The 26,081-nt window shown below is 59.7% G+C and carries 25 protein-coding genes and 1 tRNA gene; 15 read left to right on the top strand and 11 right to left on the bottom strand.

All coding sequences use genetic code 11. The annotated features are described in order from the left end of the window. The first annotated feature begins 15 nt into the window (after positions 1-15). Entirely contained in the window at positions 16-705 is a 690-nt protein-coding gene (locus QKE52_RS02795; RefSeq protein ID WP_347948076.1) for an NAD(P)-binding oxidoreductase, read from the top strand. On the opposite strand, the gene QKE52_RS02790 is transcribed toward QKE52_RS02795, so the two are convergent. The 5 genes from QKE52_RS02790 to acnA all read right to left on the bottom strand — a co-directional run bounded on the left by QKE52_RS02790 (position 702) and on the right by acnA (position 6,792). Further along, on the bottom strand, positions 702-1,448 hold the full coding sequence (locus QKE52_RS02790; RefSeq protein WP_070517801.1) for a hypothetical protein: 747 nt from the start codon (positions 1,446-1,448) through the stop codon (positions 702-704). The genes QKE52_RS02795 and QKE52_RS02790 overlap by 4 nt on opposite strands. 51 nt (positions 1,449-1,499) lie before the next feature. Then, a complete protein-coding gene (locus QKE52_RS02785; protein WP_070547415.1) occupies positions 1,500-2,282 on the bottom strand; it encodes a hypothetical protein in 783 nt (260 codons plus the stop codon). 103 nt (positions 2,283-2,385) lie between these two features. Further along, on the bottom strand, positions 2,386-3,177 hold the full coding sequence (locus QKE52_RS02780) for a hypothetical protein (RefSeq protein WP_347948074.1): 792 nt from the start codon (positions 3,175-3,177) through the stop codon (positions 2,386-2,388). A 48-nt stretch (positions 3,178-3,225) separates the two neighbouring features. After that, positions 3,226-3,798, bottom strand: a complete 573-nt coding sequence (locus QKE52_RS02775; protein WP_070547417.1) for a TetR/AcrR family transcriptional regulator — start codon at positions 3,796-3,798, stop codon at positions 3,226-3,228. 177 nt (positions 3,799-3,975) lie between these two features. Beyond that, complete coding sequence (gene acnA / locus QKE52_RS02770; RefSeq protein ID WP_210401765.1) at positions 3,976-6,792, bottom strand: aconitate hydratase AcnA; 2,817 nt, start codon at positions 6,790-6,792, stop codon at positions 3,976-3,978. Positions 6,793-7,095: 303 nt separating this feature from the next. Here acnA and QKE52_RS02765 point away from each other — a divergent pair, with 303 nt between their 5' ends. The 3 genes from QKE52_RS02765 to QKE52_RS02755 all read left to right on the top strand — a co-directional run bounded on the left by QKE52_RS02765 (position 7,096) and on the right by QKE52_RS02755 (position 12,033). Continuing rightward, on the top strand, positions 7,096-7,572 hold the full coding sequence (locus QKE52_RS02765; RefSeq protein ID WP_347948072.1) for a DUF6676 family protein: 477 nt from the start codon (positions 7,096-7,098) through the stop codon (positions 7,570-7,572). Between the two features lie 1,411 nt (positions 7,573-8,983). Then, the gene (locus QKE52_RS02760) at positions 8,984-10,888 is read left to right on the top strand and encodes an NlpC/P60 family protein (protein ID WP_070702618.1); all 1,905 of its coding nucleotides are present in this window, start codon (positions 8,984-8,986) and stop codon (positions 10,886-10,888) included. A gap of 26 nt (positions 10,889-10,914) precedes the next feature. After that, entirely contained in the window at positions 10,915-12,033 is a 1,119-nt protein-coding gene (locus tag QKE52_RS02755) for a ferrochelatase (RefSeq protein ID WP_347948071.1), read from the top strand. On the opposite strand, the gene QKE52_RS02750 is transcribed toward QKE52_RS02755, so the two are convergent. Continuing rightward, on the bottom strand, positions 12,030-12,797 hold the full coding sequence (locus QKE52_RS02750) for a hypothetical protein (RefSeq protein ID WP_049157678.1): 768 nt from the start codon (positions 12,795-12,797) through the stop codon (positions 12,030-12,032). The two genes, QKE52_RS02755 and QKE52_RS02750, sit on opposite strands and share 4 nt — an antisense overlap. 33 nt (positions 12,798-12,830) lie before the next feature. Here QKE52_RS02750 and QKE52_RS02745 point away from each other — a divergent pair, with 33 nt between their 5' ends. Continuing rightward, the gene (locus QKE52_RS02745) at positions 12,831-13,679 is read left to right on the top strand and encodes a DUF3097 domain-containing protein (RefSeq protein ID WP_070547421.1); all 849 of its coding nucleotides are present in this window, start codon (positions 12,831-12,833) and stop codon (positions 13,677-13,679) included. On the opposite strand, the gene QKE52_RS02740 is transcribed toward QKE52_RS02745, so the two are convergent. Beyond that, positions 13,676-14,248, bottom strand: coding sequence for a hypothetical protein (locus QKE52_RS02740; protein WP_046649134.1), 573 nt, complete (start codon positions 14,246-14,248; stop codon positions 13,676-13,678). The two genes, QKE52_RS02745 and QKE52_RS02740, sit on opposite strands and share 4 nt — an antisense overlap. Before the next feature lie 37 nt (positions 14,249-14,285). Further along, the gene (locus QKE52_RS02735) at positions 14,286-15,026 is read right to left on the bottom strand and encodes a TVP38/TMEM64 family protein (protein ID WP_046649135.1); all 741 of its coding nucleotides are present in this window, start codon (positions 15,024-15,026) and stop codon (positions 14,286-14,288) included. 296 nt (positions 15,027-15,322) lie between these two features. On the opposite strand from QKE52_RS02735, the gene QKE52_RS02730 reads away from it, so the two are divergent. Further along, a complete protein-coding gene (locus QKE52_RS02730) occupies positions 15,323-15,964 on the top strand; it encodes a DedA family protein (RefSeq protein WP_046649180.1) in 642 nt (213 codons plus the stop codon). Between the two features lie 131 nt (positions 15,965-16,095). Here the strand turns inward: QKE52_RS02730 and QKE52_RS02725 are convergent. Next, positions 16,096-16,181, bottom strand: a tRNA-Leu gene (locus tag QKE52_RS02725). A 242-nt stretch (positions 16,182-16,423) separates the two neighbouring features. Between QKE52_RS02725 and QKE52_RS02720 the strand changes: the two genes are divergently transcribed. Together QKE52_RS02720 and QKE52_RS02715 are read left to right on the top strand one after the other, a co-directional pair. Beyond that, the gene (locus QKE52_RS02720) at positions 16,424-16,987 is read left to right on the top strand and encodes a YbhB/YbcL family Raf kinase inhibitor-like protein (protein ID WP_144013188.1); all 564 of its coding nucleotides are present in this window, start codon (positions 16,424-16,426) and stop codon (positions 16,985-16,987) included. A gap of 23 nt (positions 16,988-17,010) precedes the next feature. Next, positions 17,011-17,406 (top strand): hypothetical protein, encoded by a 396-nt coding sequence (locus QKE52_RS02715; RefSeq protein ID WP_046649137.1) that lies wholly within the window; start codon positions 17,011-17,013, stop codon positions 17,404-17,406. Positions 17,407-17,421: 15 nt separating this feature from the next. Here QKE52_RS02715 and QKE52_RS02710 read toward each other — a convergent pair whose 3' ends face one another. Then, complete coding sequence (locus tag QKE52_RS02710; protein ID WP_347948068.1) at positions 17,422-18,534, bottom strand: quinone-dependent dihydroorotate dehydrogenase; 1,113 nt, start codon at positions 18,532-18,534, stop codon at positions 17,422-17,424. Positions 18,535-18,584: 50 nt separating this feature from the next. Next, positions 18,585-19,616 carry a hypothetical protein gene (locus QKE52_RS02705; RefSeq protein WP_347948066.1) on the bottom strand — a complete coding sequence of 344 codons (1,032 nt, stop codon included), beginning with the start codon at positions 19,614-19,616 and terminating at the stop codon, positions 18,585-18,587. A gap of 102 nt (positions 19,617-19,718) precedes the next feature. Between QKE52_RS02705 and QKE52_RS02700 the strand changes: the two genes are divergently transcribed. From QKE52_RS02700 to aspA, 7 genes are all read left to right on the top strand, one after another. Further along, positions 19,719-20,543: an undecaprenyl-diphosphate phosphatase gene (locus tag QKE52_RS02700; RefSeq protein WP_254868084.1), complete on the top strand. Its 825-nt coding sequence runs from the start codon at positions 19,719-19,721 to the stop codon at positions 20,541-20,543. Positions 20,544-20,590: 47 nt separating this feature from the next. After that, complete coding sequence (gene mshC, locus QKE52_RS02695) at positions 20,591-21,835, top strand: cysteine--1-D-myo-inosityl 2-amino-2-deoxy-alpha-D-glucopyranoside ligase (protein WP_347948064.1); 1,245 nt, start codon at positions 20,591-20,593, stop codon at positions 21,833-21,835. A 24-nt stretch (positions 21,836-21,859) separates the two neighbouring features. Beyond that, the gene (locus QKE52_RS02690) at positions 21,860-22,243 is read left to right on the top strand and encodes a hypothetical protein (protein WP_046649142.1); all 384 of its coding nucleotides are present in this window, start codon (positions 21,860-21,862) and stop codon (positions 22,241-22,243) included. After that, the gene (locus tag QKE52_RS02685; protein ID WP_347948062.1) at positions 22,244-23,077 is read left to right on the top strand and encodes an HAD family phosphatase; all 834 of its coding nucleotides are present in this window, start codon (positions 22,244-22,246) and stop codon (positions 23,075-23,077) included. Further along, a complete protein-coding gene (locus QKE52_RS02680) occupies positions 23,074-23,337 on the top strand; it encodes a phosphoribosyl-ATP diphosphatase (RefSeq protein ID WP_046649144.1) in 264 nt (87 codons plus the stop codon). Before QKE52_RS02685 ends, QKE52_RS02680 begins: the two co-directional genes overlap by 4 nt. Positions 23,338-23,410: 73 nt before the next feature. Further along, positions 23,411-24,256 (top strand): ATP phosphoribosyltransferase, encoded by an 846-nt coding sequence (gene hisG, locus QKE52_RS02675; RefSeq protein ID WP_347948060.1) that lies wholly within the window; start codon positions 23,411-23,413, stop codon positions 24,254-24,256. Positions 24,257-24,347: 91 nt separating this feature from the next. Further along, positions 24,348-25,880 carry an aspartate ammonia-lyase gene (gene aspA / locus QKE52_RS02670; protein WP_347948058.1) on the top strand — a complete coding sequence of 511 codons (1,533 nt, stop codon included), beginning with the start codon at positions 24,348-24,350 and terminating at the stop codon, positions 25,878-25,880. The last annotated feature ends 201 nt before the right edge of the window (positions 25,881-26,081 follow it).

The raw sequence follows: 26,081 nt of genomic DNA, 5'->3' as shown, positions 1-26,081 counted from the left end.
CGTACGGTGGCGCACATGACTGATACGACAACAACTGCACGCAAGAAGGTTTTGTACATCGGCGGCCACGGAAAGGTTGGGCTATTGGCGGCGCCTAAGCTTGTCGACGCCAATCTCACCGTCCATTCCCTTATCCGTAACCCCGACCAGGTTGCCGATATAGAAGCCCTCGGTGCCACCGCAGTAGTGCGCGATCTCACCGAGCTTTCTGTCGAGGACTGGGCAAAGCTTTTGGCTGACTATGACGTCGTCGTGTGGGGCGCTGGAAACGGTGGCCGCGCGGGCGCGGAAGTGACGTGGGCAGTCGACCGCGATGCCGCACTTGCCTCCATCGCTGGCTTGGAGAAGCTAACGGAGGAGGGAAAGCACACCCCGGCCTACGTGATGATTTCCTATATGGGAGCTACGGAGAACACGACCGATCCTGCGGATGAGAAGTGGTACGCCTACGTGGAGTCCAAGAAGGCCGTAGACAATAAGCTGAATTCGACGGATCTCAACTACCTCATTCTGGGTCCTGCAGCGCTCACGGAAGAGCCTTCCCAGGGCATTACTGTGCTCGATAACGACGCCGAGCGCACGAGCGACATGACGACTTCCCGGGAGCTTGTCGCCGAGGTTGTCGCTGAGGTTGCTCGCCGCGATAGCTTCCCAGCCTCGCCTCTGGAGTTCATCGATGGTGAAGGCAGCGTTAAGGACATCTAGGATGCAGGAGAAGCCGCGGTGTTAAGCCCGGCACTTACTTGCTCGCGGGTCAGACCGTTGTGCAAGCTCGCCTGGCGAAAAGGTTTAGTAGCGAGGTGGGCGGCGATGTACCACCCCGTGGTGTGCTCGAAGGTAGCTTGGCTTTGGAAGCGCACCACGGCAATACCTTGCTCGCGGAAGGCCCGGGGAGACGTGTGGGATTCAAACTCGTCGCTGATGATTTCTTGAACTGTGCCGTCGGGGAGGAAGAGGCGCACCTTGGCTTTGTAGTAGTACTCGGTGGGATCGGCATGCGGCACGTGCCGACCGGTCTGCCAGATCTCGCTGAGCAGAGCGGGATAGTACTCAATCCAGCCTTTTTCTGAGGCGGTGCCCAGTCGGCGTGCGCCCCACGTTGAACTGCGAATGGACCGAATCTGTCTCCCTGCCGCGACCACGAGCACGAGGACAAAGACTGCGACGGCCAATCCCTTCCACCCCGAGCTGATGGACGTATCTTCGCCGATAATGGCTGATATCGCGATAGCGAGTAGCACTACCGCCACGATGAGGTTGGTTCGCAGGTTCTTCCATCCAGATGTGGATCCACCCGGCAGTGGCCCAGCTGCGGCAATGGCGCGACCGACGGCAGCTGTTGTAGGAGAAGGGTTTGGCGAAGATACTTCCCTTAAGCTACGAGGAATGAGCCTTTCGGAGTATTCATGATCCGGAAAGTCGAAGGGGGCTATCGCTTGCTGAGACATTGTGGTGGGCTCCTGAAGAAGGTGGGCGTCACGATGGCACGCTGTTGAGCGTTAACCTTTTACCCAGTTCTGCTCAGCAAAAGACAGCGCCGCCTCGATGTTCTTCTTGCGCAGACCATGCTGGAGTTCTAGTTGCGGTTTGTCCGAGTCGGCGCGGTATCCCACCACACTCCAGCCGTTATTGTGGTTGAAGTCAACGGTGGCGACAAGGGGGCCATCGGCGAGCAGCCGGCCGCGAAGCTTCAGCCAATTCGGGTTCGGAGCGATGAACTCCGCTGTCATGCCCTTTGTCAACGAGCCGTCTGGCTGCAAGATGAGTATCGGGGCGGTGTAATAGTAGTCGGTGTTGTCGTTGTAGTCGACGCGGCGCTTGTAGACGAGCTCCCCGATTAACGCAGGACGGTACTCAACCCACCCATTCGCCCAGGCGGTCCGCAACCTAGTTCTCCTTCCCCAGCGACCCCGCACGAGCATGACTCCGACAAAGATGAATACCAGTGCGGCAAGCCCGTTGATAATGCTGGCTATTGGTATCCCGCCGTTCGTTCCGTCTGCGCCCGGAAATAGGACAAAGAGGAATAGCACATGGAACACTGTGAAGAATAGGGACATGACACCCATGGAGATGAAGATGAATCCAAAGATGATCGCGCCGAGATTCGTATGGCCGATCGGTCGCCCGACACTATTGATAGCTTCGCGTATACCGCTGCGGTCCACGTTAGGGTTCGGTTGCTGATCGTGCTCCTTTAATTCCTTAGGCGCGAGGGAGCCGGCGCTGGCTGCATCAAATTTCAGCGGTGACCGAGGCAATTGAATAGAAGATTGCGTCATGGATCACAGTGTAAAGGGGTTAGAGCTGCCTTTCTCGTCGGTTCAACACCCAATGGGGAGTAGGACCCGTGTTGGGCGGCGGGCCAACCAATCGAACAGCGGCTTAGCGCACCCAATGCTGTTCGGCGAAGTGGAGAACGGCATCAACTTGGCGGCCGGTGAGTCCATTGGAGAGTTCCGCCTCCGAGCTCGTTCCGTCGGTGCGGTAAGCAGCGACGGTCCAGCCATTATTGTTCGCAGTATCCACGGTAGCGATCCGGGAGCCCTCTGCCAGTGCAGCGCCACGTGATCTCAACCAGTTCGGGTTGTTTGCGCGGAACTCACCGGACATGGCCTTCGCCAGTGCGCCGTCTGGTTGAAGGATCATGAGCGGCGCGGAGTAATAGAAATAGGTCCGTTCACGATCATCGGGACCTTCGGTTTTGCTGCGCAGGTAAACCAACTCACCGATGAGAGCGGGACGGTATTCTACCCAGCCATTGCGCCACGCGGTGCGCAAACGCCGAGCTTTACCGATTTCCTTGAGGATGTTCCACAGGCTCACAGCGACAAAGGTCGCGCTGAGGAAACACAAAATGATAGGGATTAGCGAAAATATGCCGATGTCAGAGAAGCTGAATCGCGGAGGACCAAAATCACCAGCGAAGAAAGAGAACGTCATGTTGCACATAAATAGTCCAACTAGACCTATGATGACCCAGACTGCCAGGTCGCTGAGCTTCAGGCGCCCAGGCTGGGGCCCAGCCTCCTCGATGACCTCGCGAAGACCTGAATTGTCCATTCGCGGGCTCGGCTGAGCATCGTGGGCGCGCTGTTCTTTCGGAGCAAGCCGGGGTGTGGCGTTCAGACTAATTCCACACTGCGTCCGCGGAAGCTGTAGGGGAGTATGGTCCATGCGCCACAGTGTAGCGTCAACCACACTCCGGCACTGAGTGTTAAGCGCTTAGTGACCGGCGTGTGGGCCACGAATCGATTGCTCTACTAAGGACAACACCTGTTCTAGATTCTTCGTGTCCCCGAGCGCTAGGCGGTTGATAAAACCGTCCATGAAGGTCTCTAGATAAGTCACGAGGGTATCAATAGAGACGTCGTCGCGCAGCCGGCCTTTCTCGGCGTTTGATTCCAAGCGCGCACGGACCGCCTTATCCAAAACCTGCTGCTCTTCATGCCACCGAGCAGCGAAGGAGGGATCGGTACGCAGCATCGAGGTCACAGCAAGCCGGGTAGCAAGCCAGTCATGGCGCTCTGGGTGACGCAGCATCTCGCTCATTACCTCAACGAGACCGTTGTTTGCTACGACCTCGGCCTCGCGGGCCGCGTCTTCCCGAGCCAGGGCCAAAAAGAGAGACTCTTTATCGCCGAAGTGGTGAAAGATAGCCCCGCGCGATTTACCCGTGGCTTCTTCGAGGCGTCGAACTGTGGCACCTTCATAGCCGTGCTCAGCGAAGCATCTGCGTGCACCGACCAGAATGTCATGGCGGCGGCGGTTCAGTTCGGAGTCGCTCATAATCGGCATGGTGGGGAAAAGCTCCTTAAAGCGCGGCTGGGGGATAGACGAGTGACGGAAGTATGTGGAGTATGTGGGGCGGGAAGCAGAAAGGCCAGCCAGCACTCTATGTTGCTGGCTGGCCTATCCGCCTAACTATGCAGGCCACCCCGTTTCCGGGGAACCTGCATGGTGGGCAAGGTTGGTTTAGGCCTTGACCATCTGGCGCAGAACGAACTGCAGGATGCCGCCGTGGCGGTAGTAGTCGGCCTCACCAGGCGTGTCGATGCGAACCTTGGCATCAAACTCAACGGTCTCGCCGGATTCCTTGGTGGCGGTGACGTGAACCGACTTCGGAATGCCGCCCTCGTTGAGAGCCTCGATACCTTCGATGTCAAAGGTTTCGGTGCCGTCCAAGCCGAGGGACTCGTGGGACTCGCCCTCCGGGAACTGCAGCGGAATAACGCCCATACCAATGAGGTTCGAGCGGTGGATGCGCTCGAAGGACTCGGTAATAACGGCCTTTACGCCCAGCAGGTTGGTGCCCTTAGCAGCCCAGTCACGGGAGGAACCGGTGCCGTACTCCTTACCTGCCAGGACAACCAGCGGGATATCGGCTGCCTTGTAGTTCTCGCAGGCGTCGAAGATGAAGGCCTGCGGTGCGCCCTCCTGGGTGAAGTCGCGGGTGTAGCCACCGGCGACGTCGACCAGCTGGTTCTGGAGGCGGATGTTAGCGAACGTACCGCGCATCATGACCTCGTGGTTACCACGACGGGAACCCAGGGAGTTGTAGTCCTGGCGCTCCACACCGTTGGCATCGAGGTACTGAGCGGCCGGGGTACCCGGCTTAATGGAGGAGGCCGGGGAGATGTGGTCGGTGGTCACGGAGTCACCGAGCTTTGCAAGGACGCGAGCGCCCTTGATGTCCTGAACGGGCTCCGGCTCAGTCGGCATGCCATCGAAGTACGGTGCCTTGCGGATGTAGGTGGAGTCTTCGTTCCACTTGAAAGTCTCACCCTCCGGGACATCCAGGCTGCGCCATGCGTCGTCGCCCTTGAACACGTCGGCGTAGTCAGCCTCGTAGAGCTCGCGGGAGATGGCCTGCTGGATGGTGTCCTCGATCTCCTGCGGAGAAGGCCAGATGTCCTTGAGGAAGACATCGTTGCCATCCTGATCCTGGCCCAGCGGCTGGGTCTCGAAATCGAAGTCCATGGTGCCCGCAATAGCGTAGGCAATGACCATGATGGGGGAAGCCAAGTAGTTCATCTTGACGTCCGGGGAAATACGGCCCTCGAAGTTACGGTTACCGGAAAGCACCGCGGTAGCAGCCAGATCATGCTCGTTGATGGCGTTGGAGATCTCCTCCGGCAGCGGGCCGGAGTTACCGATACAGGTGGTGCAGCCGAAGCCGGAGAGGTAGAAGCCCAGGGCCTCTAGATCCTTCCAGAGGTCTGCGCGCTGGAAGTAACCATCCACAACCTGGGAACCCGGAGCACAAATGGTCTTAACCCACGGCTTGGACTTCAGGCCCTTTTCAGCAGCCTTACGTGCGATAAGACCAGCGCCGACCATAACGGACGGGTTGGAGGTGTTGGTGCAGGAGGTGATGGAAGCGATGGCAACCATACCGTGGTCCAGCGTGTACTCACCGCCGTTCGGGGAGGTGACGGTCACCGGGTTGGACTGGCGGCCGGAGCCGCCCTTGGCAGCGGACTCACCCTCGCCTGCGCGGGATTTGTTCAGGCCACCGGTCACGTCAACGAGGGAGTTCTCGTCGCCGCCCTCGGCGGTCATGCGCTTGGCCTCAACGGTGGACTCGTCGGCAACAACCTCGCCGGAAGCGTAGGTCGGCAGATCCTTACGGAACTGCTCCTTGGCCTCGGAGAGGAGGATGCGGTCCTGCGGGCGCTTCGGGCCAGCGATGGACGGCTTCACGGTGGACAGGTCCAGCTCGAGGTACTCGGAGTACTCTGCCTCCGGAGCATCCTGCTCCAGCCACATACCCTGTGCCTTGGCGTATGCCTCGACGCGGTCGATCTGCTCCTGTGGGCGACCGGTGAGCTCGAGGTACTTGATGGTCTCCTCGTCGATCGGGAAGATCGCAGCGGTGGAGCCGAACTCGGGGGACATGTTACCGATGGTGGCGCGGTTGGCCAGCGGCACAGCCTTCACGCCGTTGCCGTAGAACTCAACGAACTTCTGAACCACGCCGTGCTGACGCAGCATCTCGGTGATGGTCAGAACCACGTCGGTAGCGGTCACGCCGGTCGGAATCTCGCCGGTGAGCTTGAAGCCCACAACGCGCGGGATCAGCATGGACACCGGCTGGCCCAGCATCGCTGCCTCTGCCTCGATGCCGCCAACGCCCCAGCCCAGGATGCCCAGGCCGTTCTCCATGGTGGTGTGGGAGTCGGTACCAATGCAGGTATCCGGGTATGCGAGACCGTCGTTGTCGAAGACCACGCGGGAGAGGTACTCAATGTTGACCTGGTGGACAATACCGGTTCCCGGGGGGACAACGCGGAAGTTGGAGAAGTTCTCAGCACCCCAGCGTAGGAACTGGTAGCGCTCCTGGTTGCGCTCGTACTCGATCTCCACGTTCTTCTCGAGGGCTTCAGTAGAGCCGAAGGCTTCGACGATGACGGAGTGGTCAATAACCATCTCGGCCGGGTTGAGCGGGTTCACCTGGTCCGGCTTGCCACCGAGTGCGGTGATAGCCTCACGCATGGTTGCGAGGTCCACCACGCAAGGGACGCCAGTGAAGTCCTGCATGAGAACGCGGGCCGGGGTGAACTGAATCTCAGTATCCGGCTCAGCGGACGGATCCCAATTGGCCAAAGCGTTGATGTGATCCTTGGTTACGTTCTTACCGTCCTCGTAGCGCAGCTGGTTCTCAGCCAGAACCTTGAGGGAGTACGGAAGCTTCTCCAGGCCCTCGACTGCGTTGATGTCAAAGTAGTCATAAGACTTACCGTTGACCTCAAGAGTCTTCTTGGCGCCGAAGGAGTTCAGGCTTTCAGTCATAAGGAGCTCCATTCCTTGCTTTTCGCTTGTGGGTTATCGAACACTTGTCGAGGGTTCGTCGAACTATCCGACTAGCACTGACCTTTCAGGAGGCCAAGCGTGTCGACGATCTTTGAACACGCATGTTCTCTAATACATTGTAGATGTAAGAACCCTCGGTCGACACCACTATAACAGTACGCGCGTTCTGTTTCATCCATTTCGGGGGTAGCGGCGCGTCGCGAAGCTTGCCCGGGTCCGGCGGTTTAGGCTCGACCACGAATCTGGGGAACCGAAGCGCTACAAGATAACGAGGAGTGGCAAATGATCCCGGCGAACGTAAATGTAGACGATATTGCCGCACAGCTGTCAGCCGACGGCGTTGCCTTCTCTAATCCGGAGCTGGCGCTTGACGACGACCTCCAGGCCCACATCTCAGCCTCATTACAACCCGGACACGGTATCGCAGTGGTTGACGTCTTCCCGGAGAAGATTCCGGATCTCCGCGACTTAGCGACAACCCTCCAGCGACAGACAGGGCTAGACACTGTCATCTTGCAGGCGCCCATGAAGGTCTCCGCGGTGAGCAATTCTTATGACCGCGCAACCTTGGAGGCGGCCGAAGATGCGTTGCCAACCGGTCTCGATCAGGTCACGCTGCTCAATGATTTCTATGCCACCGCTGACCATTTTTCGGCACCATGGGGAATCATTCTGGGGCTCCTTTTCTGCCTCGCTTCGGCCGTCGGATGGATAGCCTTCCGCGCGTCTGCTCGGCACAATTTGATCGCCGAAAAATAGGCGGAATAACTACGGCGCGCACTTCGCTACTCGTTGGGGCTTGACGGCAGGGGGAGTGGGGAAGTGACAAAAGTCAACCACTATCCCTTTACTTTCGAAGCGGGGGAGTGGTTGGCGTCGCGCGCCGAACGACAAGGCATCCACTACTGAGAGGCATGCCGGGCCGTGAAATTTCACCAAGGGTCACGTGGTCCCGTTGGAATTTCGTGCCCCAGGCCGCCATGAAGGGCGAATGTAGCGATCCGGAGCAACCACGAGAGCGGTCGGTGAGACAAGCCTCAAGGCGTGACACCGTACATTCACTGCCAGGTAGCCCCGAAAGCAGACCTTACAAGTAGGCGTTACTCGAACGTGATAAACATCACAATCACACCTTGGTAACAAAGTCATTGCAGGTTAGGTGCTCCTGTCATGCCCTGTGCCCGCACGTGGCTGATGTGAAAATTGAGGAAAGTGTGCGAGATGGAGTGTCGGTGACGTATGGTTCACGTATCGACTCACGGGTTGACTATTGCTCCATACGTTCATGGACCAAGCCTTGACTCTCAATTGATTTGTCGCACGGGTATGTGGGGAAGCACGCCACGAGCGAAGGGAACAGTTGGGGTTCACCGCCTGGTGGATGAACGTCGTGTCACTGCTGACGCGAGTAGCGGAACAGTTTGCCCGAGGCAGTCGGTACCAGTGTTCAACTTTTAAAAATCGAAACACCTACCTTCCGAGTGGAAGAGGCTTCACACACTTCATTGTGCGCGTCTTTGTAGCGGGCAAGAAGCGGCCGTATGCTCTTCCGGTTTCCGGTTGGGTGCCAGCCATGGAGGCGGGCACTCGTGCCATGTGGGCGCGAGTTGCTGCTTTCACGAGCGCGGCGTCCAGCGAGGAGGAACCGTGAGAGACGTGGCCCTCAGCCAGAGGTGTGCCCCTTCGTCGTCGGATCGCGGCTAGTCCTAGGCGTACTCGCTATCGAGCGAGGGACGCTCTGCAACTGGAAGATTGGGACGGCGGTCTGATGAGACGTTGGTGTACACACAGCGCCTGCGCAGTACCTTTAGTGTCTCCGTTGTTGGCAGAACACAGTGCCCTTTAGGGGCACGAACGCAGGAATACTCCTGCCTGCGCCAGGACGTACATGCCTCGTTCGACCACTCTTGTTCGCGTATCCATCACCGCTTCATCAGCCTCGAAGGCGTAACTCTAGGAAGCGCACGGCTTTCCTTAGGCACGCATGCAACCTTTCAGCTTCGAAGTGGTTGGGGAGGCGACGCACCCCGCAGTACCTACTCGCTATCGGCGAAGAAGCAACCTCAAGTCCCAGCGGCGTTTTCTGCTGCCGCATCCGGCTTCGCCCAGCCATGAGGAAATACTGTAGGGATGCACAACTACATGGGTAGGTGTCTAGGAGATAACTCTCGTGGCCACCACATCATCCTTCGGCTTCCGGCGCTTCAAAGCAGCCTTCGCTGCTATTGCGACCACTGCAGCCTTATCTACTGCCTCCTCGCTCACTCCTGCAGTGGCGGCGGAACCTGAGCAGCTCAACATCGACTCCCTGCTATCCTCCGATAATCCGTCCATCGCTGACCTCGCCGGCGCCATCGCGCAGATCGAGGAACGTATCGCTCAAGCTGAAGCGGCCATCGGTATCCAACGCGAATCTGTGAACCGGGCGCTCGTCGATCTCAACGACGCTCGGACCAAGGCGGCCCAGGCACGCCAGGGGACCACGACGGCGCGCGAGCAACTCGACGCCGCGCAGGCGGATGTCGCGGATGCGCAAGCAAAGTTGGACGAGGTCTCACGTTCGGCCTACCGCCGCGCCAATACCTCCGACACTGTTGCGCATGCAGCAGGTAAGGATGCCCGCTCGGATATGCTTGAGCGTCAGTCCTATCTACGTTCACAATCCGATAAGCAACAGGCCGTGTTGCGTGACTTGGAAAAACAGCGGACGGAAAAGGCCAATAAGGAATCTCAGCTGCGCAAGACCCAGCAGCTTGCTGAGGAGCGCGCAGACCGGGCCGCTGATGCCGAGACCGCAGCACGCGATCAGCTCACCGCCTCCGAAGCCTCCATCAAGGATTCGGCATCCGAGCGCGATGATCTTCTCTCACAACTCTCCGCTCTCCATAAGGCCCTCAATCAAGCTAAGGAGGTTGACGAAAATGAAGCGTCAACCCTTGAGGCTGGAACAGAAGTCAACGATGAAGCGTTGACATCGGAGGTGCAGGGCGATACGCAGGACGCCACCGAGGCCGCCGACGACGCCGATGAGCCCACGGTAGCCCCGTCCGAGCCCGCCAGCACAACGACTGCCGCCGAGTCCACGACCAACGCGCCGGCTGGCCCTTCGGCCTCTGAAGCCAAGACTCCTACGCTCCAAGCACAGCGCTCGACCCCTGCGGCCTCTGCGGAGGAGATGAAGGAACTTTCAAGCGCTGCAGACGCGGTTGCTTCGGATCCAAACGTGCAGGAGCTGTCTTCTACTCGCGCAACGGGCTCTGAGAAGAAGGAGACAGGGCAGCCCCGAGGCGGCAGCTCTTTTGATCCGGGTGACATCGATCCTGAGACTGTTGCCCTCGGCATCGGCGTAGTTGGAACCGTCGCCTCGATGGTGGCGGCGTCCCAGCCTAACCACAACAACAGCTTGACCCAGGACGAGATCGACGCGCTGGTGCAGGGCTCTTCGAAGCTCTTTGCCCTTCAGGGCGAAGGGGAGAGCACGGGATCCACGGCGGCGGGATCCACCGAGACGTCGACAAGTGATTCGGCATCCACGATCACGTCCACTGAGGACGAGGATTCTCTTGCCTCCGATCTGTCCGGCGTCCTCGAAGAGCTTGATACAACCGACAGTGTGACGAAGAAGGCGTCCGCGACGCTGGGCGACGCCTCCCGCGAAGCGAAGATTGAGACCGTGATTGAGCGTGCCACCTCTCAAGTCGGTGTTCCGTATGCGTGGGGCGGCGGTGACGCAAATGGCCCTACCAAGGGCATCCGTGATGGAGGCGTTGCAGACTCCCACGGTGACTACAACAAGGTTGGTTTCGACTGCTCGGGGCTGGTTCTGTATGCCTTCGCCGGCGTGGGTATTTCCTTACCGCACTACACCGGATACCAGTACCAGAAGGGAACGAAGATTTCCCCGAGCGAAATGGAGCGCGGCGACCTTATCTTCTATGGCCCTAGCGGCAACCATCACGTGGCTATCTATCTTGGTGATGGCACCATGGTTGAAGCCCCACAATCCGGTCAAAACGTGAGTATCACCCCCGTACGCCAAGGCGGCATGGCCCCCTATGCCGTGCGCCTGATCTAGGAGGGTGCGTTGCTAGACTGGGCTGCATGACTGACACACTGCGTACTGCCCAGGGCAACGCCCACAGCACCGATTCGGTGCCCTCCTCATTTGACGCCCTCCTCGTTCTTTCTTTCGGTGGCTCGGAAGGAAACGAGGAGGTCGTTCCGTTTTTGGAGAACGTTACCCGCGGCCGTGGCATCCCTCGTGAGCGCCTCGAAGAGGTGGGGGAGCACTACTTCCATTTCGGCGGCATAAGCCCTCTCAATGCATTGAATCGAGAGATCATCGCTAATATCTCTGCGGAGCTTTCGAGCCGCGGACATAATCTGCCTGTCTATTTTGGCAACCGCAATTGGCATCCCTTTGGAACAGAGGCCGTTGACCAGATGGCAGCGGACGGAGTGCGCAGCGTCGCCGTGTTTGCCACCTCGGCCTGGGGCGGCTACAGCGCCTGCCGGCAATACAACGAAGACATCGTTGCCCTGCGTCAGCACGTTGAGGAGAACAACCTTCCAGACATAACCTTCACCAAGCTGCGCCAGTTCTTCGATCACCCGAAGTTTGTAGAGGAAATGGCTGCCGCTGTCCGGGAGGCCTACGCGCAGGTTCCGGACGACAAGCTGGCTCGCACTCGCATGCTCTTCACTGCGCACTCGGTGCCCACGGCACACGATGCGGTTGGAGGTGCCGAAGGGGATAAACATATTTACTCCCGCCAAGTGGCGGAGGCCTCTCGCCTCGTCGCCGAGGCGGCCGGCGTTAAGGACTATGACCTCGTGTGGCAATCGCGCTCTGGTAACCCGGCCACACCGTGGCTGGAACCAGACATCGTAGACCACACCACACGGATCCACGATGAGGAAGGCGTCGACGGCGTCGTCGTCTGTCCCATCGGATTCATCTCTGATCACATGGAGGTTATCTGGGATCTCGATTCCGAGCTCAAGCAGGCCGCCGATGCGATGGGCGTCAGTGTCTACCGCACCCGCACCGCCGGGCCGTCTGAGCGCTTTGCATCGCTGATCGTGGATCTGATCGAGGAACTAGAGCAGGGCAGTGTGCCCGCGTCCCTCGGCGAGGTCACAGTGCAGGGGTGCACGGTCAACGGCGAGCCCTGCGCCGATGGTTGCTGCGATATTTGGTCGCTGCGCAAGCCTCACTAGCGTGCGAATTCGCTTAACGCGTAGGCCACTCCCGCCATGCGCGCTTGGCGGATGTGGCGCCACAGGCGCAGAAGCTGCGGATCGAGGCTGTGGTCTTGGACTCGATCAGTCACCGTCTCGATAATGGCAGCAACCCGGTCAGCCCGAGCAAAGAGCTTTGCCGCACGCCCCGGCACCGCTGAGGGCAAGCCCGGGGTGTCGTAGAAGTCGCTCAGCGTACCTACGGTCAGCCGCGGGTTGGGGAGAGCATCGCTGCGATACCCCGTTGCTTCGATGAGAGAGGCCGATTCATTCGTTGCAGTGCTCAGCAGCGCATCCGCTTCTCCTGGGCTCAGCCACGCGGGCGAGGGCAACGGGTCCGTTTCCTCAATCACCGTCCACCGCGTCACACCTGCGATGTAGGTGGGGATAAGCACTAAATTCCTATCAGGATCGTTGGTGCGCACAACGATGGCGCCGGCCGGGTTTTCGACCGCAGCTTGAGCGGACTCGGATCCCGCCGGAAGAGCCGGCGCTTCGCCGGGCCCAGAAAGGACCAGCCGCAGCAATGGCTCGCGTTCACCGCGCTCGATGATCGCGGCCGACTCGCGCCTTAGAAGTGACATAACATTAACGAAAGGCTTACCGTCAGCGGCTACTTGCTCGCCGCCAAGCTCAGTGAGAGCGTCGAGGAAGTCATCGGTAGATTCCTGGCCCCACAACCACGCTCCAAGCCACACGGCAACGTTTTGTAGAGGGGACCAGACTTCGGCGCGCATATCCATGGCTGGACAGTGTAGACGATAGGGTAGACCGCTATGAGCTTGAATTCCCGGGACCCCTATGGCGGCGATATTTTTGCCGGACATGCACGCAACAAGAAGACGGAGTACCCCGAGGTACCCGCAGAACCAGGCATGGTGGTCGAGGTTCGCGGTGATGATTTTGTGGGAGCGGTCTTAGGCGTTGACAAGACCGTGTGGGGCCCAGTAGTGCGGCTCGAGGATCGGCACGGAAACGCACGTGTCTTCAAACTCGTCAAAGGTGGATTTTTATTGGAGGGGCAGCCGGTTACGCTGACCCGCTACGTCGAAAAGCAAGCACCCCGCAAGTCCAATTCAGGATCACGCCGCGTGGAAAATGTGGAAGCGAAGGTAGCCGCGCCATCACGCATTTGGGTCGAGGGCATCCACGATGCCGCCATCGTGGAAAAGGTGTGGGGCCACGACCTGCGCGTGGAAGGTGTGGTCGTCGAATACCTCGAAGGTCTGGACAACCTCGAGGAACGTCTCGCCGAATTTCAGCCGGGCCCTGGACGCCGCGTAGGGGTTTTGGCGGATCACCTTGTCGAAGGATCGAAGGAGACGCGGTTGACGCAGACGGTCGGCGAGCACGTGCTCGTTACCGGGCATCCCTTCATTGATATCTGGGCAGCAGTCAAACCTGAGCGCCTCGGGCTGCGAGCCTGGCCGGACGTGCCCTTTGGAGAGGACTGGAAGACTGGCATCTGCCGCCGTGTTGGATGGTCTGACCCTAAGGAAGGCTGGAGCCGCGTCTACAACGCCGTGACGTCATTCCGGGATCTGGATTCCACGCTGATCGGTGCGGTAGAGCGGCTCGTGGACTTCGTCACCACACCGGAGCTGAGCAAAGAGGATTTACTCTAATCCGCATTTGCTCGGTCGATGAGGTTGACCGCCAGCTGGCAGCCGGCGGTCTCTGCCGCCCAGCCCGCAGCTTGCAGGCGTTGGGACATCGCCTGTTTGGATATGCCCAGTTCTTCAGCGGCCTCATTTTGGTTCAGCCCGCCGCGTACCAGCGAGGTGGCCTCGCGGCCCTCCATCGTGCGCTTGTTCAAGACAAAGCCTAAAAGGGCGAAGGCCGCCGCAATATCCTGCGCTTGCTGTGCCCGCCCGCGACGATCCACCTTGGCGTAGACGTGCCCCGCACGAGCGGAGCCTTTGACCGCGGCGGTAGCCACCGCCCGAGTTTCGGCGTCACCGGCCCCTTGGCCGGGGATAACTCCGATGCCGATGGCCCAATCACCGTCCGCGAGCAGCGCCATCACAACATCGCAGACTGCGGAAGAAGAATAGGCCACGGCGCAGATATCCTCGACACCGAGAACCTCGAATTCACCAATGCCTTCCAGGGTGGACAAGGCAGCGGCGGAGCGTTGAACCAAATCAGCTCGGCGTACCGAGCGGCCGCGGTAACGGGCGTGGACTGCTAGCACAGTGCGGGACTCCTTCCAGAGAGAAACAAGGCCCAGTCTACCCCTTGCGCTTGACCGAGCCGCGCGTTCCGGGGGCAAGAGGCAAACGCGTGTCAAGAATGAGCCCCGCGGCCCCGAGCGCGGCCGCTAACAGGAAGGCGACAATGGTGTAGGGGCTCGTGGAGCCGGTGAGCGCATCCCCGAAGAAGACGCCGATGGCGGTCGTGGGGATAGAGCCGATGAGCGTGGCTACGGAGAAGTGCATGACCGAAATGGGAGTCAGCGCGGCGACATAGTTGAGTAAGGAAAAAGGAACTCCCGCCACCATCCGCAGTGACGCTACAGCCAGCCAGCCGCGCCGGTCGAGTCGAGCGTTGATTGCGTACACCGCTGGGTGCGTGAGGTGCGGACGAATCCACTCACCGAGCAAGCTGCGCACAATGAGCAAGGAAACGGTAGCGGAGATGGTCAGCGCCACGAGAGAGATGGCCAACCCCAGCCACGGACCGAAAAGCAGGCCAGCGGCGAGCGTCCATACAGTTCGCGGGATGGGAAACTGCGTAAAGAAAACATAGGCCCCTGTAAAGGCCACAACGAACCAAGGCCCAAGGTGCTCCGACCACGAGCGCAGCACGGCGAGCGAGGGGACGTCGACAAGCACGGCACCTACAATCAACGCCGCGCCGGCAACGATTACTGCTGCCCACCGCTTCCAGCTCCAGCGACGAAAGCTCTGCCATGCCGATCGTCCCAGTGACACGAAGAAGTCACCGACGCTGCGCACCCAACCAGTTTTCATAGGGCTTCAAGCCTAGCGCTACAAGGCTGCTGATCCCTCATTCAGGCTGCATGAAGAATACTCGCGCCCAGCTCTAGCGGGGAGGAAATAAAAGCAGATATCAACGCCGTCTAGGGAGGGGCTGGCAGTTTCGCCCCAACTTGCTGGCAAGCCCCAATCCAGTGCATACGATATGGACTTCGCGGAGGATACTGAAGAGCGGTGCGCATCCGCACTGCTTTCTTTTCGTGTCTGTCCTGACACCGATGATCTTTTTGGAGTGGATCTTGGACTTTCTTCATAACCTCACGTCCTATATGGACGCGGCCACCTTACTCGAAGCGTTCGGGCCGTGGGTGATTGGCGGAATTGCGCTCGTTGTATTCATCGAATCAGGCGTGCTCTTTCCGTTTCTTCCGGGAGACTCCCTTTTGGTGACCGCCGCGATTCTGCGCCACGATCTTCATGTCTCACTGTGGCTGCTTATCACCGTGGGTATCGTGGCTGCTATTGCAGGTGATCAAGTGGGCTATTGGATTGGCCACCGCTTCGGGCGCGGCTTGTTTCAGCAGGATGCACGGCTCCTCAAGTTGGAGTACCTTAACACCGCGGAGAATTTTTTCCGCAAGCACGGCCCTCTTGCTTTGGTGCTGGGACGGTTCGTTCCGATCGTACGTACCTTCATCCCGGTGGCTGCCGGGACGGCCGGGATGCGCTATAAGAAGTTCATTGGCTGGAATGTCAGCGGGGCAGTGGCTTGGGTGCTTTCTATGAACCTCGTCGGCGTCTTTCTGGGCAATATTCCGGGCATCGCCAACTCGATTGAGAAGATCATGCTGCTCATTATTGCGCTGTCAGTAGCTCCCATTGCGATCAAGGCAGTACACAGCTACGTCACGTCGAAGAAGAAAGCCACGGTGGTCGAAGAGCGGGAACCCACTATTACTACAGCGGGATAGGGGCTTTAGGGAGCCGCCAAGTCGGGGCGGCCGCCCGCCGATGGGCTACCCCCCGGGCCGGACATACGAAAGCAGGAACCCCGTGTCTCACATCATCTTTTCCGATGGTGCGAAACACGGGGTTTCGGTTGTGCCCGAGGGGGGACTTGAACCCCCACGTCCGTTAATAGGACACTAGCACCTCAAGCTAGCGCGTCTGCCATTCCGCCACCCGGGCTAGGGTGTTTGTTCAGCCTCTCGGCTGGGCACTCGAATACTGTATCCCGAACCGGTGCCACTTCACAAATCAGCACTACACACCATGTTTTCACGTTACTTTTAAGGGTTGAAAACACACCGGTGGAAGTACGTTGTTCGTTAGCTCTTGCGAGTTCCGGACGGTGCACCCGCAAGCCCTGTATATGGCGTCTGCACCCTAAATCGGCGCGCTGAATATAGCTTTCCGGTACAAAGGGATCTATGACTAGCAACACTTCAGATACCACCGTGAACTACGCCACTGACTCTCGTTTCCCGGGCCCGGACCCTTACGCACCGTTGGGGGAAGTCCCCAGCTTCACCGTGACGTCCTCTGACATCGAGGAAGGCTCAGAGATCGCGGAGCGTTTCCGCGCGCCTGAGAATGTGTCGCCGCAGCTGTCGTGGTCCGACGTACCGGAGGGAACTAAGTCCTTCGCCGTCACCTGCTTTGATCCTGACGCCCCAACGGGCTCAGGTTTCTGGCACTGGGCGGCCTTCAACATTCCTGCCGATGTACGCGAGCTCCCCACTGGAGCCGGCTCTGCTGAGGACCTCGGCCACGAGGGTGTCATCAGCCTGCGAGGCGATAGCGGCCAACGCGTCTACTACGGACCCCAGCCGCCAGCCGGGCATGCTCCGCACCGCTACTTGTTCGCCGTACACGCCGTTGACGTAGAGACGTTGGATATTGATCCGGACGCCACCCCGACGGTCCTCGGTTTCAACCTCTTCTTCCACACGCTTGGCCGTGCGGTTACCTGGGGCTGGTACGAAGCCCACTAAAAGGGCCAATTACACTCATCACAATGAGTAAGAATCCGGAGACCAACCCCACCACCGACGGAGTAGACATCCCCGCCGCCCTGCGCGTGGGCGGCGCCTTCATGCTGCTGGCCGCCGTGCTCGCGCTATTCGGGCTCGTATCCATATTTACCGACGGCTGGGGAGCTACCTTCGAATGGACATGGCGCCGCCTGGCCATTGTGGGTGCGGCGCTTCTCGTCGGCGCATTCAGCACCCAACGCCGCGATCAGCGGGGCAGCCGCGAGCAGATCATCGCCCTGGTCCTGGCGCTCGTCCTCATCATCGCCAGCCGGGCGCTTCCCAACACGGTTCTCACCACGATGGGCCAGTACGTGGTCTTCCTGTACGCCGTCGCAGCAGGGTTGTGTGCGGTCATTATCCGCCGCACCTTGCGCTAGGACCGCCGTGGCGGTCTAGTCCGCCCATTCCAGGCCGGAACCTACAGCCTCCGAGATGTTGCTCAAGCCGTGAGCGTGAATCTGCTGGGCAATGCCACGGTGGATGTCGCGGATCCAATCCGGGCCGCCGTAGATCAGGCCGGTGTAGCCCTGCAGCAGCGAGGCTCCTGCAGTGATACGCTCCCACGCCTGCTCCGGGGTGGAGATACCACCAGCCGAGATCAGAACCAGCTTATCGCCCACGCGGGAGTGGAGGCGCTGCAGGACCTCCAGCGAGCGCGCAGCTACCGGAGGGCCGGACACGCCGCCGGCTCCCATCGCCGCGACCTCCTCAGCCGGGGTTACCAACCCCTCGCGTGAGATGGTGGTATTTGTGGCCACAGTGCCTGCTAGTCCAACCTCTACGGCCATATCAGCTACGGCATCAATATCTTCATCGCTGAGGTCCGGTGCAATCTTCACCAAGACCGGCGAGTACGTCGATTCCACCACGGCCTCCATGATGGGGCGCAGGGATTCCACCGCCTGCAGGTCGCGCAGGCCCGGGGTATTAGGGGAGGAGACGTTGACCACGACATAATCGGCCAGATCCCCTAACACTGATGCGCATTGGCGGTAGTCATCCACCGCATGCTCAGCTTCAGTGACTTTGTTCTTGCCGATGTTGATGCCCACGACATCGTTATAGCGGCGCTTGCGTAGATTTCGGGCAGCTGCCAGCGCGCCCTCGTTGTTAAAGCCCATGCGGTTCAAGATGGCCTTGTCAGCCTTGAGCCGGAAAAGTCGGGGAGCTGGATTGCCCGGCTGCGCCTTTGGGGTGATGGTGCCGAGCTCGGCGTATCCGAAGCCGATGGGGGACCAGACGTCGGCAGCCGCCGCATTCTTATCAAAACCTGCGGCCAGCCCCAGCGGGCGCGGGAAGCGCACGCCAAAGACCTCTTGTGCCAGGACCGGATCAGTGACCGGTACGACCTTGCCCAGCGCACGGTTAAGCGGCGAGGCGACCTGGAGCGCGGCGAGACCGCTATTGATGATGCCATGGATGCGTTCCGGGCTGAGTTTGAACATTCCCTTTAACGCGGCCTGGTAGGCCGCGTGGCGGGCACGGTCGAGAGCTGAGTACTGCATGCGGTGTCCTTAAAAAGAAGTGAAAATGAAAAGGGGCGGGATGGTGAAATTTAGCGGGGTGTCTCGTCGAGTTGCGGATCGCTGATGAACTGGAGGCCGTCACCGCTAGCTGAGGCGGTGACGAGGGTGCCGTCGCCAAGCACGGCAACGTTCTGAGCGTCCGCCACCGTGGCCATGCTGCCGACGGACTCCGGAACACCCGCAGCGACGGTGAAGGCGTGCAACAGGTTGTTGTCAGTGGTGGTCACCCAAGCCAAGGAACGCTCTGCGTCCCAGGCCACGCCCCACGGCGTGCCGTCGGTGTTTCCGTACTGATGCAGGCGGATGACGTCGCTGGCGGTGTAAATGGCCACGCGTTTGCCCACGGTGTCTGAAGCTACGACCACGGCGCCCTCACCGCCCGCGATCTGTCCCACGCCCTGGCCAGAGCGAAGGCGTCCACCCGCGCGATCCTTCTCCCAGTCCAACGACTGAATTGTGGAGTCCTCCCTGAAGATGCGGACGATGCCGTCGGCGCCATCCGGATTAGGCACGGAGATGAGCTGATCCGAGCCTGCTTCCACCGTGATATCGCTGCTCCGTTCACCGTCCACGTAGACCCCGATAGTCGTGGACTCCCGAGAGCCCACAAAAACCTCGCCGCTGGAGGCCTCTGCGGCCACCGTCACCGGCGTCTCCTCATTCACTGCCAACTCCTGGGGGGAATCAGGCTTCTGGGGATCAAAAAGCAGTACCTTATCCCCACAGGCGAGAAGGAAGTGCTGGTCGGAGGCAGTCAGGTCGCCACATTTCGCATCGACGGATACTGTGGTGGCCTTCTCCTCGGTGAAGTCATCGGCAGTACCTACGGCGAGTGACCCCTCGGTGCGAACTGCAAGGACGTCACCGACTGCGGCGAGATCCGACACGGCAGCGAAGGGGACGACGTTGCCCACCGGCTCGGTGGCCGCTGGGGAGGGGGCGGGTTCGGCCTTGCCATAGACCGCGGAATTGGGATCTGCGCCAACACCAACCGTGGGATTGCAGGCGGCAAGAGCGCAGGCACTGGTGAGAAGGGCAGAAGAAAGCAGAACACGACGCATTTTCACGATCCCTCATCCTAGCAGTCAGCGTGGTGGAAACCGGAAGCCATGGACCGCGCTAGTAGGCTGTCGCGGGTGACTACAACAGCGACAACTGAAGCCATGACATGGATGCAGGTCATCATCCTCTCCCTCGTCCAAGGCCTCACCGAATTCCTGCCCGTGAGCTCTTCCGGACACCTGCGCATCGTGTCCACCCTGTTTTGGGGCCAAGACGCAGGCGCCTCCTTCACTGCGGTTATCCAGCTCGGTACTGAACTGGCGGTGATCGTGTACTTCGCAGGAATGATTTGGCAGATCCTGAAAGGCTGGTTCGTGGGCCTGGTGCACAAGGAGCAGCGCGGCCAGGATTATCAAATGGGGTGGATGGTCATCGTTGGCTCTATTCCCATCGGCATCCTGGGCGTGCTGGGCAAGGACCTGATTAGGGATAACCTGCGCAACCTGTGGATTACCGCCTCCATGCTCGTGCTCTTCTCTTTCGTTTTCATCATCGCCGAGAGGGTAGGGAAGAAGGAACGCAGCTTCGAGGAACTGACGATGCGCGATGCCATCGTCATGGGCCTGTGCCAGTGCTTGGCACTTATCCCAGGTGTCTCGCGCTCGGGAGGAACGATTTCGGGCGGCCTCTTTTTGGGCTTGGATCGCGAGGTGGCGACGCGCTTTAGCTTCCTCTTGGCCATTCCTGCGGTCATGGCTTCGGGGCTGTTTTCGCTTGGCGACGCCTTCGGCCCCACCGTGGGGCAGTCTGCCACCGGCGCCCAGCTGCTCGTCGGCACGCTCATCGCATTCGTCGTCGGCTATGCGTCTATTGCGTGGCTGCTGAAGTTCGTGGGCAGCCACTCCTTCGAATGGTTTGCGGCCTACCGCATTCCTGTCGGGCTTCTCGTCATGCTGTTGCTGGGCCTCGGGGTTCTTGCCCCCTAACCGGCCATGCGCCCGCGGCGGTGGGACCACACGTTAGGATGGTGCCCATGCAATCTTGGCCTGTCCCGCACATCGATTCCGTCCCTGGCGCCCCGTCGCCGCTTCACCTCTATGATTCCGCTGATGAAGAGGTAAAGAAGCTCAACATCAAGGGGGAGACCGCCACGATGTATGTCTGTGGCATTACCCCTTATGATTCCACTCACCTGGGCCATGCAGCGACCTATCTGACGTTTGATCTGATTTACCGCCAATTGCTGGATAACGGCTACACCGTGAATTACGCCCAGAACATCACCGACGTGGATGATCCGCTCTTCGAGCGCGCTGAGCGCGACGGTGTGGATTGGCGCGAACTGGGCACCTCGCAGATTAATCTTTTCCGCTCGGACATGGAGCTGCTCTCCGTGTTTCCGCCTCAGCACTTCGTCGGAGCGATGGAGGCCATCGACGAGATTACGGTCATGGTGCAGGCGCTTCTCGACGCCGATGCAGCCTACGTTGTCGACGATCCTGAGTTCCCGGACATCTACGCTTCCATTGAGGCCACGAAGAACTTCGGCTACGAGTCGAATTATTCTCGCGAGCAGATGGAGACCTTCTTTGCCGAGCGCGGCGGTGACCCGGACCGTCCCGGCAAGCGGGATCCTTTGGATGCGCTCATTTGGCGCGCCCACCGCGAGGGCGAGCCCGCCTGGGAATCTCCGTTTGGCCCGGGGCGTCCGGGCTGGCACATCGAGTGTTCCGCCATCGCGACCAACCGGCTCGGGTCCAGCTTTGATATCCAGGGCGGCGGATCGGATCTGAAGTTCCCGCACCACGAATTCTCCGCGGCCCATGCGGAAGCGGCGTTGGGTGTGGAGCGGATGGCCCAGTCCTATGTGCATACCGGCATGATCGGCTTGGACGGCACCAAGATGTCGAAGTCATTGGGCAACCTGGTGTTCGTCCACAAGCTCGTCGAGGCTGGCGTCGACCCTTCGGCCATCCGTCTCGGTGTCTTCGCCGGCCACTATCGAGCCGACCGCGACTGGTCCGATGCGGTCCTGAACACCGCGCAGGAGCGGCTGGAGCGCTGGCGCGCGGCTTCCCGCACGGCAGGCAACGTGGAGGAAGTCAAGGAGGTCGTGCACCACGTACGTCGTGCCTTGGCCGACGACCTCGATACGCCACGTGCCCTTGAGGTTATCGATCAATGGGCAGATAAGGCACTGCAGGATGGTGCTCCGGATGAGGAGGCGTCCGGCTTGCTGCGCACTGCACTTAATTCTCTGCTGGGCGTGCGCCTCTAGACAACTTCAGGCATGATTTAGCTCATGACGATTCGCGCCGAATTCCAGCCCACCGTAGATGAGTTCATGTCTAACCTAGAGTCCTTTGCCACCGGGGATTACCTCAAGGAAGAGGAAAAGGAGTTCTGGGAGGCACCGTTCGATGCAACGGTGCTTCCGGATCTTCGCAGCATCCTCGAGTCCTTCCTCGATGATCTGGATAAGCTGCCCGATGATCCGGAAGGTGGGCTGTTGAGTGCAGCGGTGCGCCCCTCCGTGGAGAAACTCGCCGCCTTCAACCGAAAGAATGCTGACGCAGTGCTGGAGCCGGAGGAAAAGGAGGAGCTCACGGAGCTTATCCACTCTGCCTCGGCGGCCACCGGCGCGGATGACGATGCCTTGGCACAGCTACCGGAACTGGATTTTTAATTGACTGATAGTGAGCAGGCTGCAGGTGCTACCCGTCCCGCAGCGATCTTCTGGGATATGGATGGCACCCTTACTAATTCCGAGCCCCTTTGGGAGCAAGCCACCTTCCACCTCTCCGAAACGCTGGGACGCCGGCTAACGCCGACGGAGCGCTTAGCCACGGTAGGCGCCACGTTCGAGGACACCTTGGCCATCTGCGCCGATAAGGCGGGCGTCGTGCTTCAGCCCGGAGATACCGAAAAGTACCGCCGGCTCATGTTCGACTATGTCAAGTCCCTTTTTGTCGAACACCTCGAGATTTTCCCGGGTATTCCGGAGCTGCTTAGTGAGCTCAAGGCGTTGGGTGTGCCCATGATGGTGACCACGAATACCGAACGTTACGTGGCGGACTCCGCGATTGCGGCTTTAGGCCGACACTACTTCGTGGACACAATTTGCGGTGACGAAATCCCGCGGGGCAAACCCGCTCCGGACATGTATGCCGAAGCTGCCCGCCGGGTAGGCGCCTTACCGCAGGATTGCCTGGTCTTTGAAGATTCTGCAGCCGGCATGCGCGCGGCTGTCGACGCCGGCTGCACCGTTATCGCGTTGCCCGAGGGCGACCACGTTGCAGTACCGGAGGAGGCGACCGTCATCACTGAGTTGCGCGGAACCCAGCACCGCCATCTCGACGGCGCTTCAGCCGCCGACGTCCACGACTGGTACAACCGCCTACGCGCACTCTGGCCGCCGCGGATTCGCTGCGGGGCGGTGGAGCGGTTGACTCCTTCCGTCGGGATTTCGGCTAGGGAGGAAGCATTTTATGCAGCAGTGTGGAAGAATAAGCCATTGTGAAGAATTTTGAGAGCCTGTTTGAGGAATTGTCCCAGAAAATCGCCGAGCGCCCTGAAGGCTCCGGCACCGTGGAAGCTTTTGACAAAGGGATCCACCACCTGGGCAAGAAAATCATCGAAGAGGCTGGCGAAGTGTGGATTGCCGCAGAATATCAGTCCGATGAAGAGCTCGCCGAGGAGATGTCGCAGCTGCTGTACTGGCTCCAAGTCATGGCCCACAAGCGTGGCCTGAAGCTCGAGGACATTTACACCTACCTCTAATCGGCCGCCCAGTACGAGGGCTTCCAGCAGTTTCAACAACCAGCGCAATCACCGTAGAAAGCACCGCACACTCATGATCAAAATCGCCGTCCCTAACAAAGGCTCTCTGTCCGAGGCCGCTCTGGAGATCCTCAAGGAAGCAGGATATAAGGGCCGTGGTCACAATAAATCGTTGAACGTAGTGGATGAGGACAACGGCGTCGAATTCTTTTTCCTGCGTCCGAAAGATATCGCCATTTATGTCGCACAGGGTGTCCTAGATCTCGGGATTACTGGCCGCGACTTGGCTCTCGATTCGCGCGCGAAATTCAACGAAGTCTTGGACCTCGGTTTTGGCGCCTCGACGTTCCGCTACGCAGCACCAGCGGGGGAGCAGTGGGATGTTCCGAAGCTCCAGGGCAAGCGCATCGCCACTTCGTACCCCAACGTTGTGCGCAATCACCTCAGCGCGAATGGAATTGAGGCTGACGTCATTCGCCTCGACGGAGCGGTAGAGATTTCGATTCACCTCGGTGTCGCAGACGTGATCGCAGATGTTGTCTCAACGGGAACTACCCTGCGTCAGCAAGGGCTTAAGCCCTTTGGCGAGCCCATCGTTTCTTCCGAGGCGGTCGTGATCAAGCGCGAGGGCGAAGACGTCACGGCCGAAGAGAACGTTGTGCTCAGCCGCATTCGCGGAATCCTCAACGCCCGCCACTATGTCATGCTCGATTACAACGTGGCGGAAGAGAAGCTCCCGGACGTCGAAGCTGTGACCCCCGGCTTGACTGGTCCCACCATCTCACCACTGGCACGCGAAGGGTGGGTGGCCGTGCGCGTCATGGTGCCCCGCAAGCAGGCTAATCAGGTGATGGACGCGCTGGAAGGGCTCGGCGCCGAGGCAATCTTGGCCTCGGATCTGCGAATTGCCCGCTTTTAGGGGGAGAATCCAAGCATTTTATTCGCGCTCCTAGCTACGATGGGGGCTGACCATCATCGTTCTTCGATTTTTATGCAAGGAGTCAGCCCCGATGGCAAAGACAACTAAGAAGGATGCTCAGCCGGAGGCCAAGGAGACCAAGGACGTGAAGTCCCAGGTCGAGGAAAAAGCCACCAACAAGGCTCCGAAGTCACCGTCCAGCAAAAAGACGCGTACTGAGACTGATCTTCTCGGCTCCATGGAGGTTCCGAGCGATGCGTACTACGGCGTTCATACGCTGCGCGCTATCGAGAACTTCCAAATTTCCTACGTCACCATCAACACCATCCCGGATTTCATCCGCGGTATGGTGCAGGTCAAGAAGGCAACCGCGATGGCTAACCGCCGTCTGCACGTCCTTCCTAAGAAAAAGGCAGAGGCAATCATCTGGGCTTGTGACCAGATCCTCGAAGAGGGCCGCTGCATGGACCAGTTCCCGCTGGATGTCTTCCAGGGTGGCGCTGGCACCTCCCTCAACATGAACACCAACGAGGTTGTAGCCAACCTGGCACTCGAGCACCTCGGTGAGGAAAAGGGTGCCTACGACGTCATCAACCCGAACGATGATGTCAACATGTCCCAGTCCACCAACGATGCGTACCCCACCGGATTCCGCCTGGGCATCTACTACGCCATGGAAGACCTCATCGAGCGCATCGATACCCTGCAGGCAGCATTCCACGCCAAGGGCAACGAGTTCGTTGACATCCTAAAGATGGGCCGCACCCAGCTGCAGGATGCCGTTCCGATGACCCTGGGTGATGAATTCAAGGCCTTCGCGCACAACCTTGCGGAAGAGCAGGCCATCCTGCGTGACGCCCAGAAGCGTCTGCTGGAGATCAACCTCGGCGCAACCGCTATCGGTACCGGCGTGAATACCCCGGCCGGCTACCGCCACCAGGTCACCGCCGCATTGTCCGAGGTCACTGGTCTGGAGATTAAGACCGCCCGCGATCTCATTGAGGCAACCTCTGACTGTGGCGCTTACGTACTGCTGCACTCCACGATCAAGCGCGCTGCAATGAAGCTGGCCAAGATCTGTAACGACCTGCGCCTGCTGTCGTCTGGCCCCCGCGCTGGCCTGGCCGAAATCAACCTGCCGCCGCGTCAGGCTGGTTCCTCCATCATGCCGGGTAAGGTCAACCCGGTTATCCCGGAGGTTGTCAACCAGGTCTGCTTCAAGATCTTCGGTAATGACCACGTCGTCACCATGGCCGCTGAGGCAGGCCAGCTGCAGCTCAACGTCATGGAGCCGGTGATCGGTGAGGCACTGTTCCAGTCCATCCGCATCATGGGCAACGCCGTCGACACCCTGCGTGAGAAGTGCGTCGTGGGCATCACCGCCAACGCTGACGTCTGCCGTGCTTATGTGGAGAACTCCATCGGTATCGTCACCTACCTGAACCCGTTCATCGGCCACCACAACGGTGACCTCATTGCCAAGGAGTCCCTGAAGACCGGCAAGGGAGTCAAGGAACTGGTTCTGGAGAAGGGCCTGCTCGACGAGGAAACCCTCAACAAGGTTCTGTCCGTGGAAAACCTCATGCACCCGGAGTTCCGCGGCCAGCTGTACATCGACGAATAAATCGTCGCCCAGCACTAGCGAGAGCGAATCGCTCATACTGTACAACACACGCCCGCGCTGCCTCAATGATGGCGGCGCGGGCGTGTGCCCGTTTTCAACCACACCAGGTATCACGCCCTCTCTCGAGACCGAGCCGTCGGTGCGCACTTTTGTGGAAACGGACACAATCGGGCCTGAATACTCGCTAAAGCCACACCAATA

It is taken from the genome of Corynebacterium sp. c25Ua_47 (assembly GCF_039907205.1).
In the GTDB taxonomy this organism is placed as follows: Bacteria; Actinomycetota; Actinomycetes; order Mycobacteriales; family Mycobacteriaceae; genus Corynebacterium; species Corynebacterium hiratae.
Note: the sequence above shows the minus strand (reverse complement) of the source record. Positions and strands in the feature narration are given on the sequence as shown.

Bases quoted from the DNA above. Each gene is read 5' to 3' on its own strand.
- QKE52_RS02795 (WP_347948076.1), top strand. From the start codon at position 16: ATGACTGATACGACAACAACTGCACGCAAGAAGGTTTTGTACATCGGC.
- QKE52_RS02790 (WP_070517801.1), bottom strand. From the start codon at position 1,448: ATGTCTCAGCAAGCGATAGCCCCCTTCGACTTTCCGGATCATGAATAC.
- QKE52_RS02785 (WP_070547415.1), bottom strand. From the start codon at position 2,282: ATGACGCAATCTTCTATTCAATTGCCTCGGTCACCGCTGAAATTTGAT.
- QKE52_RS02780 (WP_347948074.1), bottom strand. From the start codon at position 3,177: ATGGACCATACTCCCCTACAGCTTCCGCGGACGCAGTGTGGAATTAGT.
- QKE52_RS02775 (WP_070547417.1), bottom strand. From the start codon at position 3,798: ATGCCGATTATGAGCGACTCCGAACTGAACCGCCGCCGCCATGACATT.
- acnA (WP_210401765.1), bottom strand. From the start codon at position 6,792: ATGACTGAAAGCCTGAACTCCTTCGGCGCCAAGAAGACTCTTGAGGTC.
- QKE52_RS02765 (WP_347948072.1), top strand. From the start codon at position 7,096: ATGATCCCGGCGAACGTAAATGTAGACGATATTGCCGCACAGCTGTCA.
- QKE52_RS02755 (WP_347948071.1), top strand. From the start codon at position 10,915: ATGACTGACACACTGCGTACTGCCCAGGGCAACGCCCACAGCACCGAT.
- QKE52_RS02750 (WP_049157678.1), bottom strand. From the start codon at position 12,797: ATGGATATGCGCGCCGAAGTCTGGTCCCCTCTACAAAACGTTGCCGTG.
- QKE52_RS02745 (WP_070547421.1), top strand. From the start codon at position 12,831: ATGAGCTTGAATTCCCGGGACCCCTATGGCGGCGATATTTTTGCCGGA.
- QKE52_RS02735 (WP_046649135.1), bottom strand. From the start codon at position 15,026: ATGAAAACTGGTTGGGTGCGCAGCGTCGGTGACTTCTTCGTGTCACTG.
- QKE52_RS02730 (WP_046649180.1), top strand. From the start codon at position 15,323: ATGGACGCGGCCACCTTACTCGAAGCGTTCGGGCCGTGGGTGATTGGC.
- QKE52_RS02720 (WP_144013188.1), top strand. From the start codon at position 16,424: ATGACTAGCAACACTTCAGATACCACCGTGAACTACGCCACTGACTCT.
- QKE52_RS02715 (WP_046649137.1), top strand. From the start codon at position 17,011: ATGAGTAAGAATCCGGAGACCAACCCCACCACCGACGGAGTAGACATC.
- QKE52_RS02710 (WP_347948068.1), bottom strand. From the start codon at position 18,534: ATGCAGTACTCAGCTCTCGACCGTGCCCGCCACGCGGCCTACCAGGCC.
- QKE52_RS02705 (WP_347948066.1), bottom strand. From the start codon at position 19,616: ATGCGTCGTGTTCTGCTTTCTTCTGCCCTTCTCACCAGTGCCTGCGCT.
- QKE52_RS02700 (WP_254868084.1), top strand. From the start codon at position 19,719: ATGACATGGATGCAGGTCATCATCCTCTCCCTCGTCCAAGGCCTCACC.
- mshC (WP_347948064.1), top strand. From the start codon at position 20,591: ATGCAATCTTGGCCTGTCCCGCACATCGATTCCGTCCCTGGCGCCCCG.
- QKE52_RS02690 (WP_046649142.1), top strand. From the start codon at position 21,860: ATGACGATTCGCGCCGAATTCCAGCCCACCGTAGATGAGTTCATGTCT.
- hisG (WP_347948060.1), top strand. From the start codon at position 23,411: ATGATCAAAATCGCCGTCCCTAACAAAGGCTCTCTGTCCGAGGCCGCT.
- aspA (WP_347948058.1), top strand. From the start codon at position 24,348: ATGGCAAAGACAACTAAGAAGGATGCTCAGCCGGAGGCCAAGGAGACC.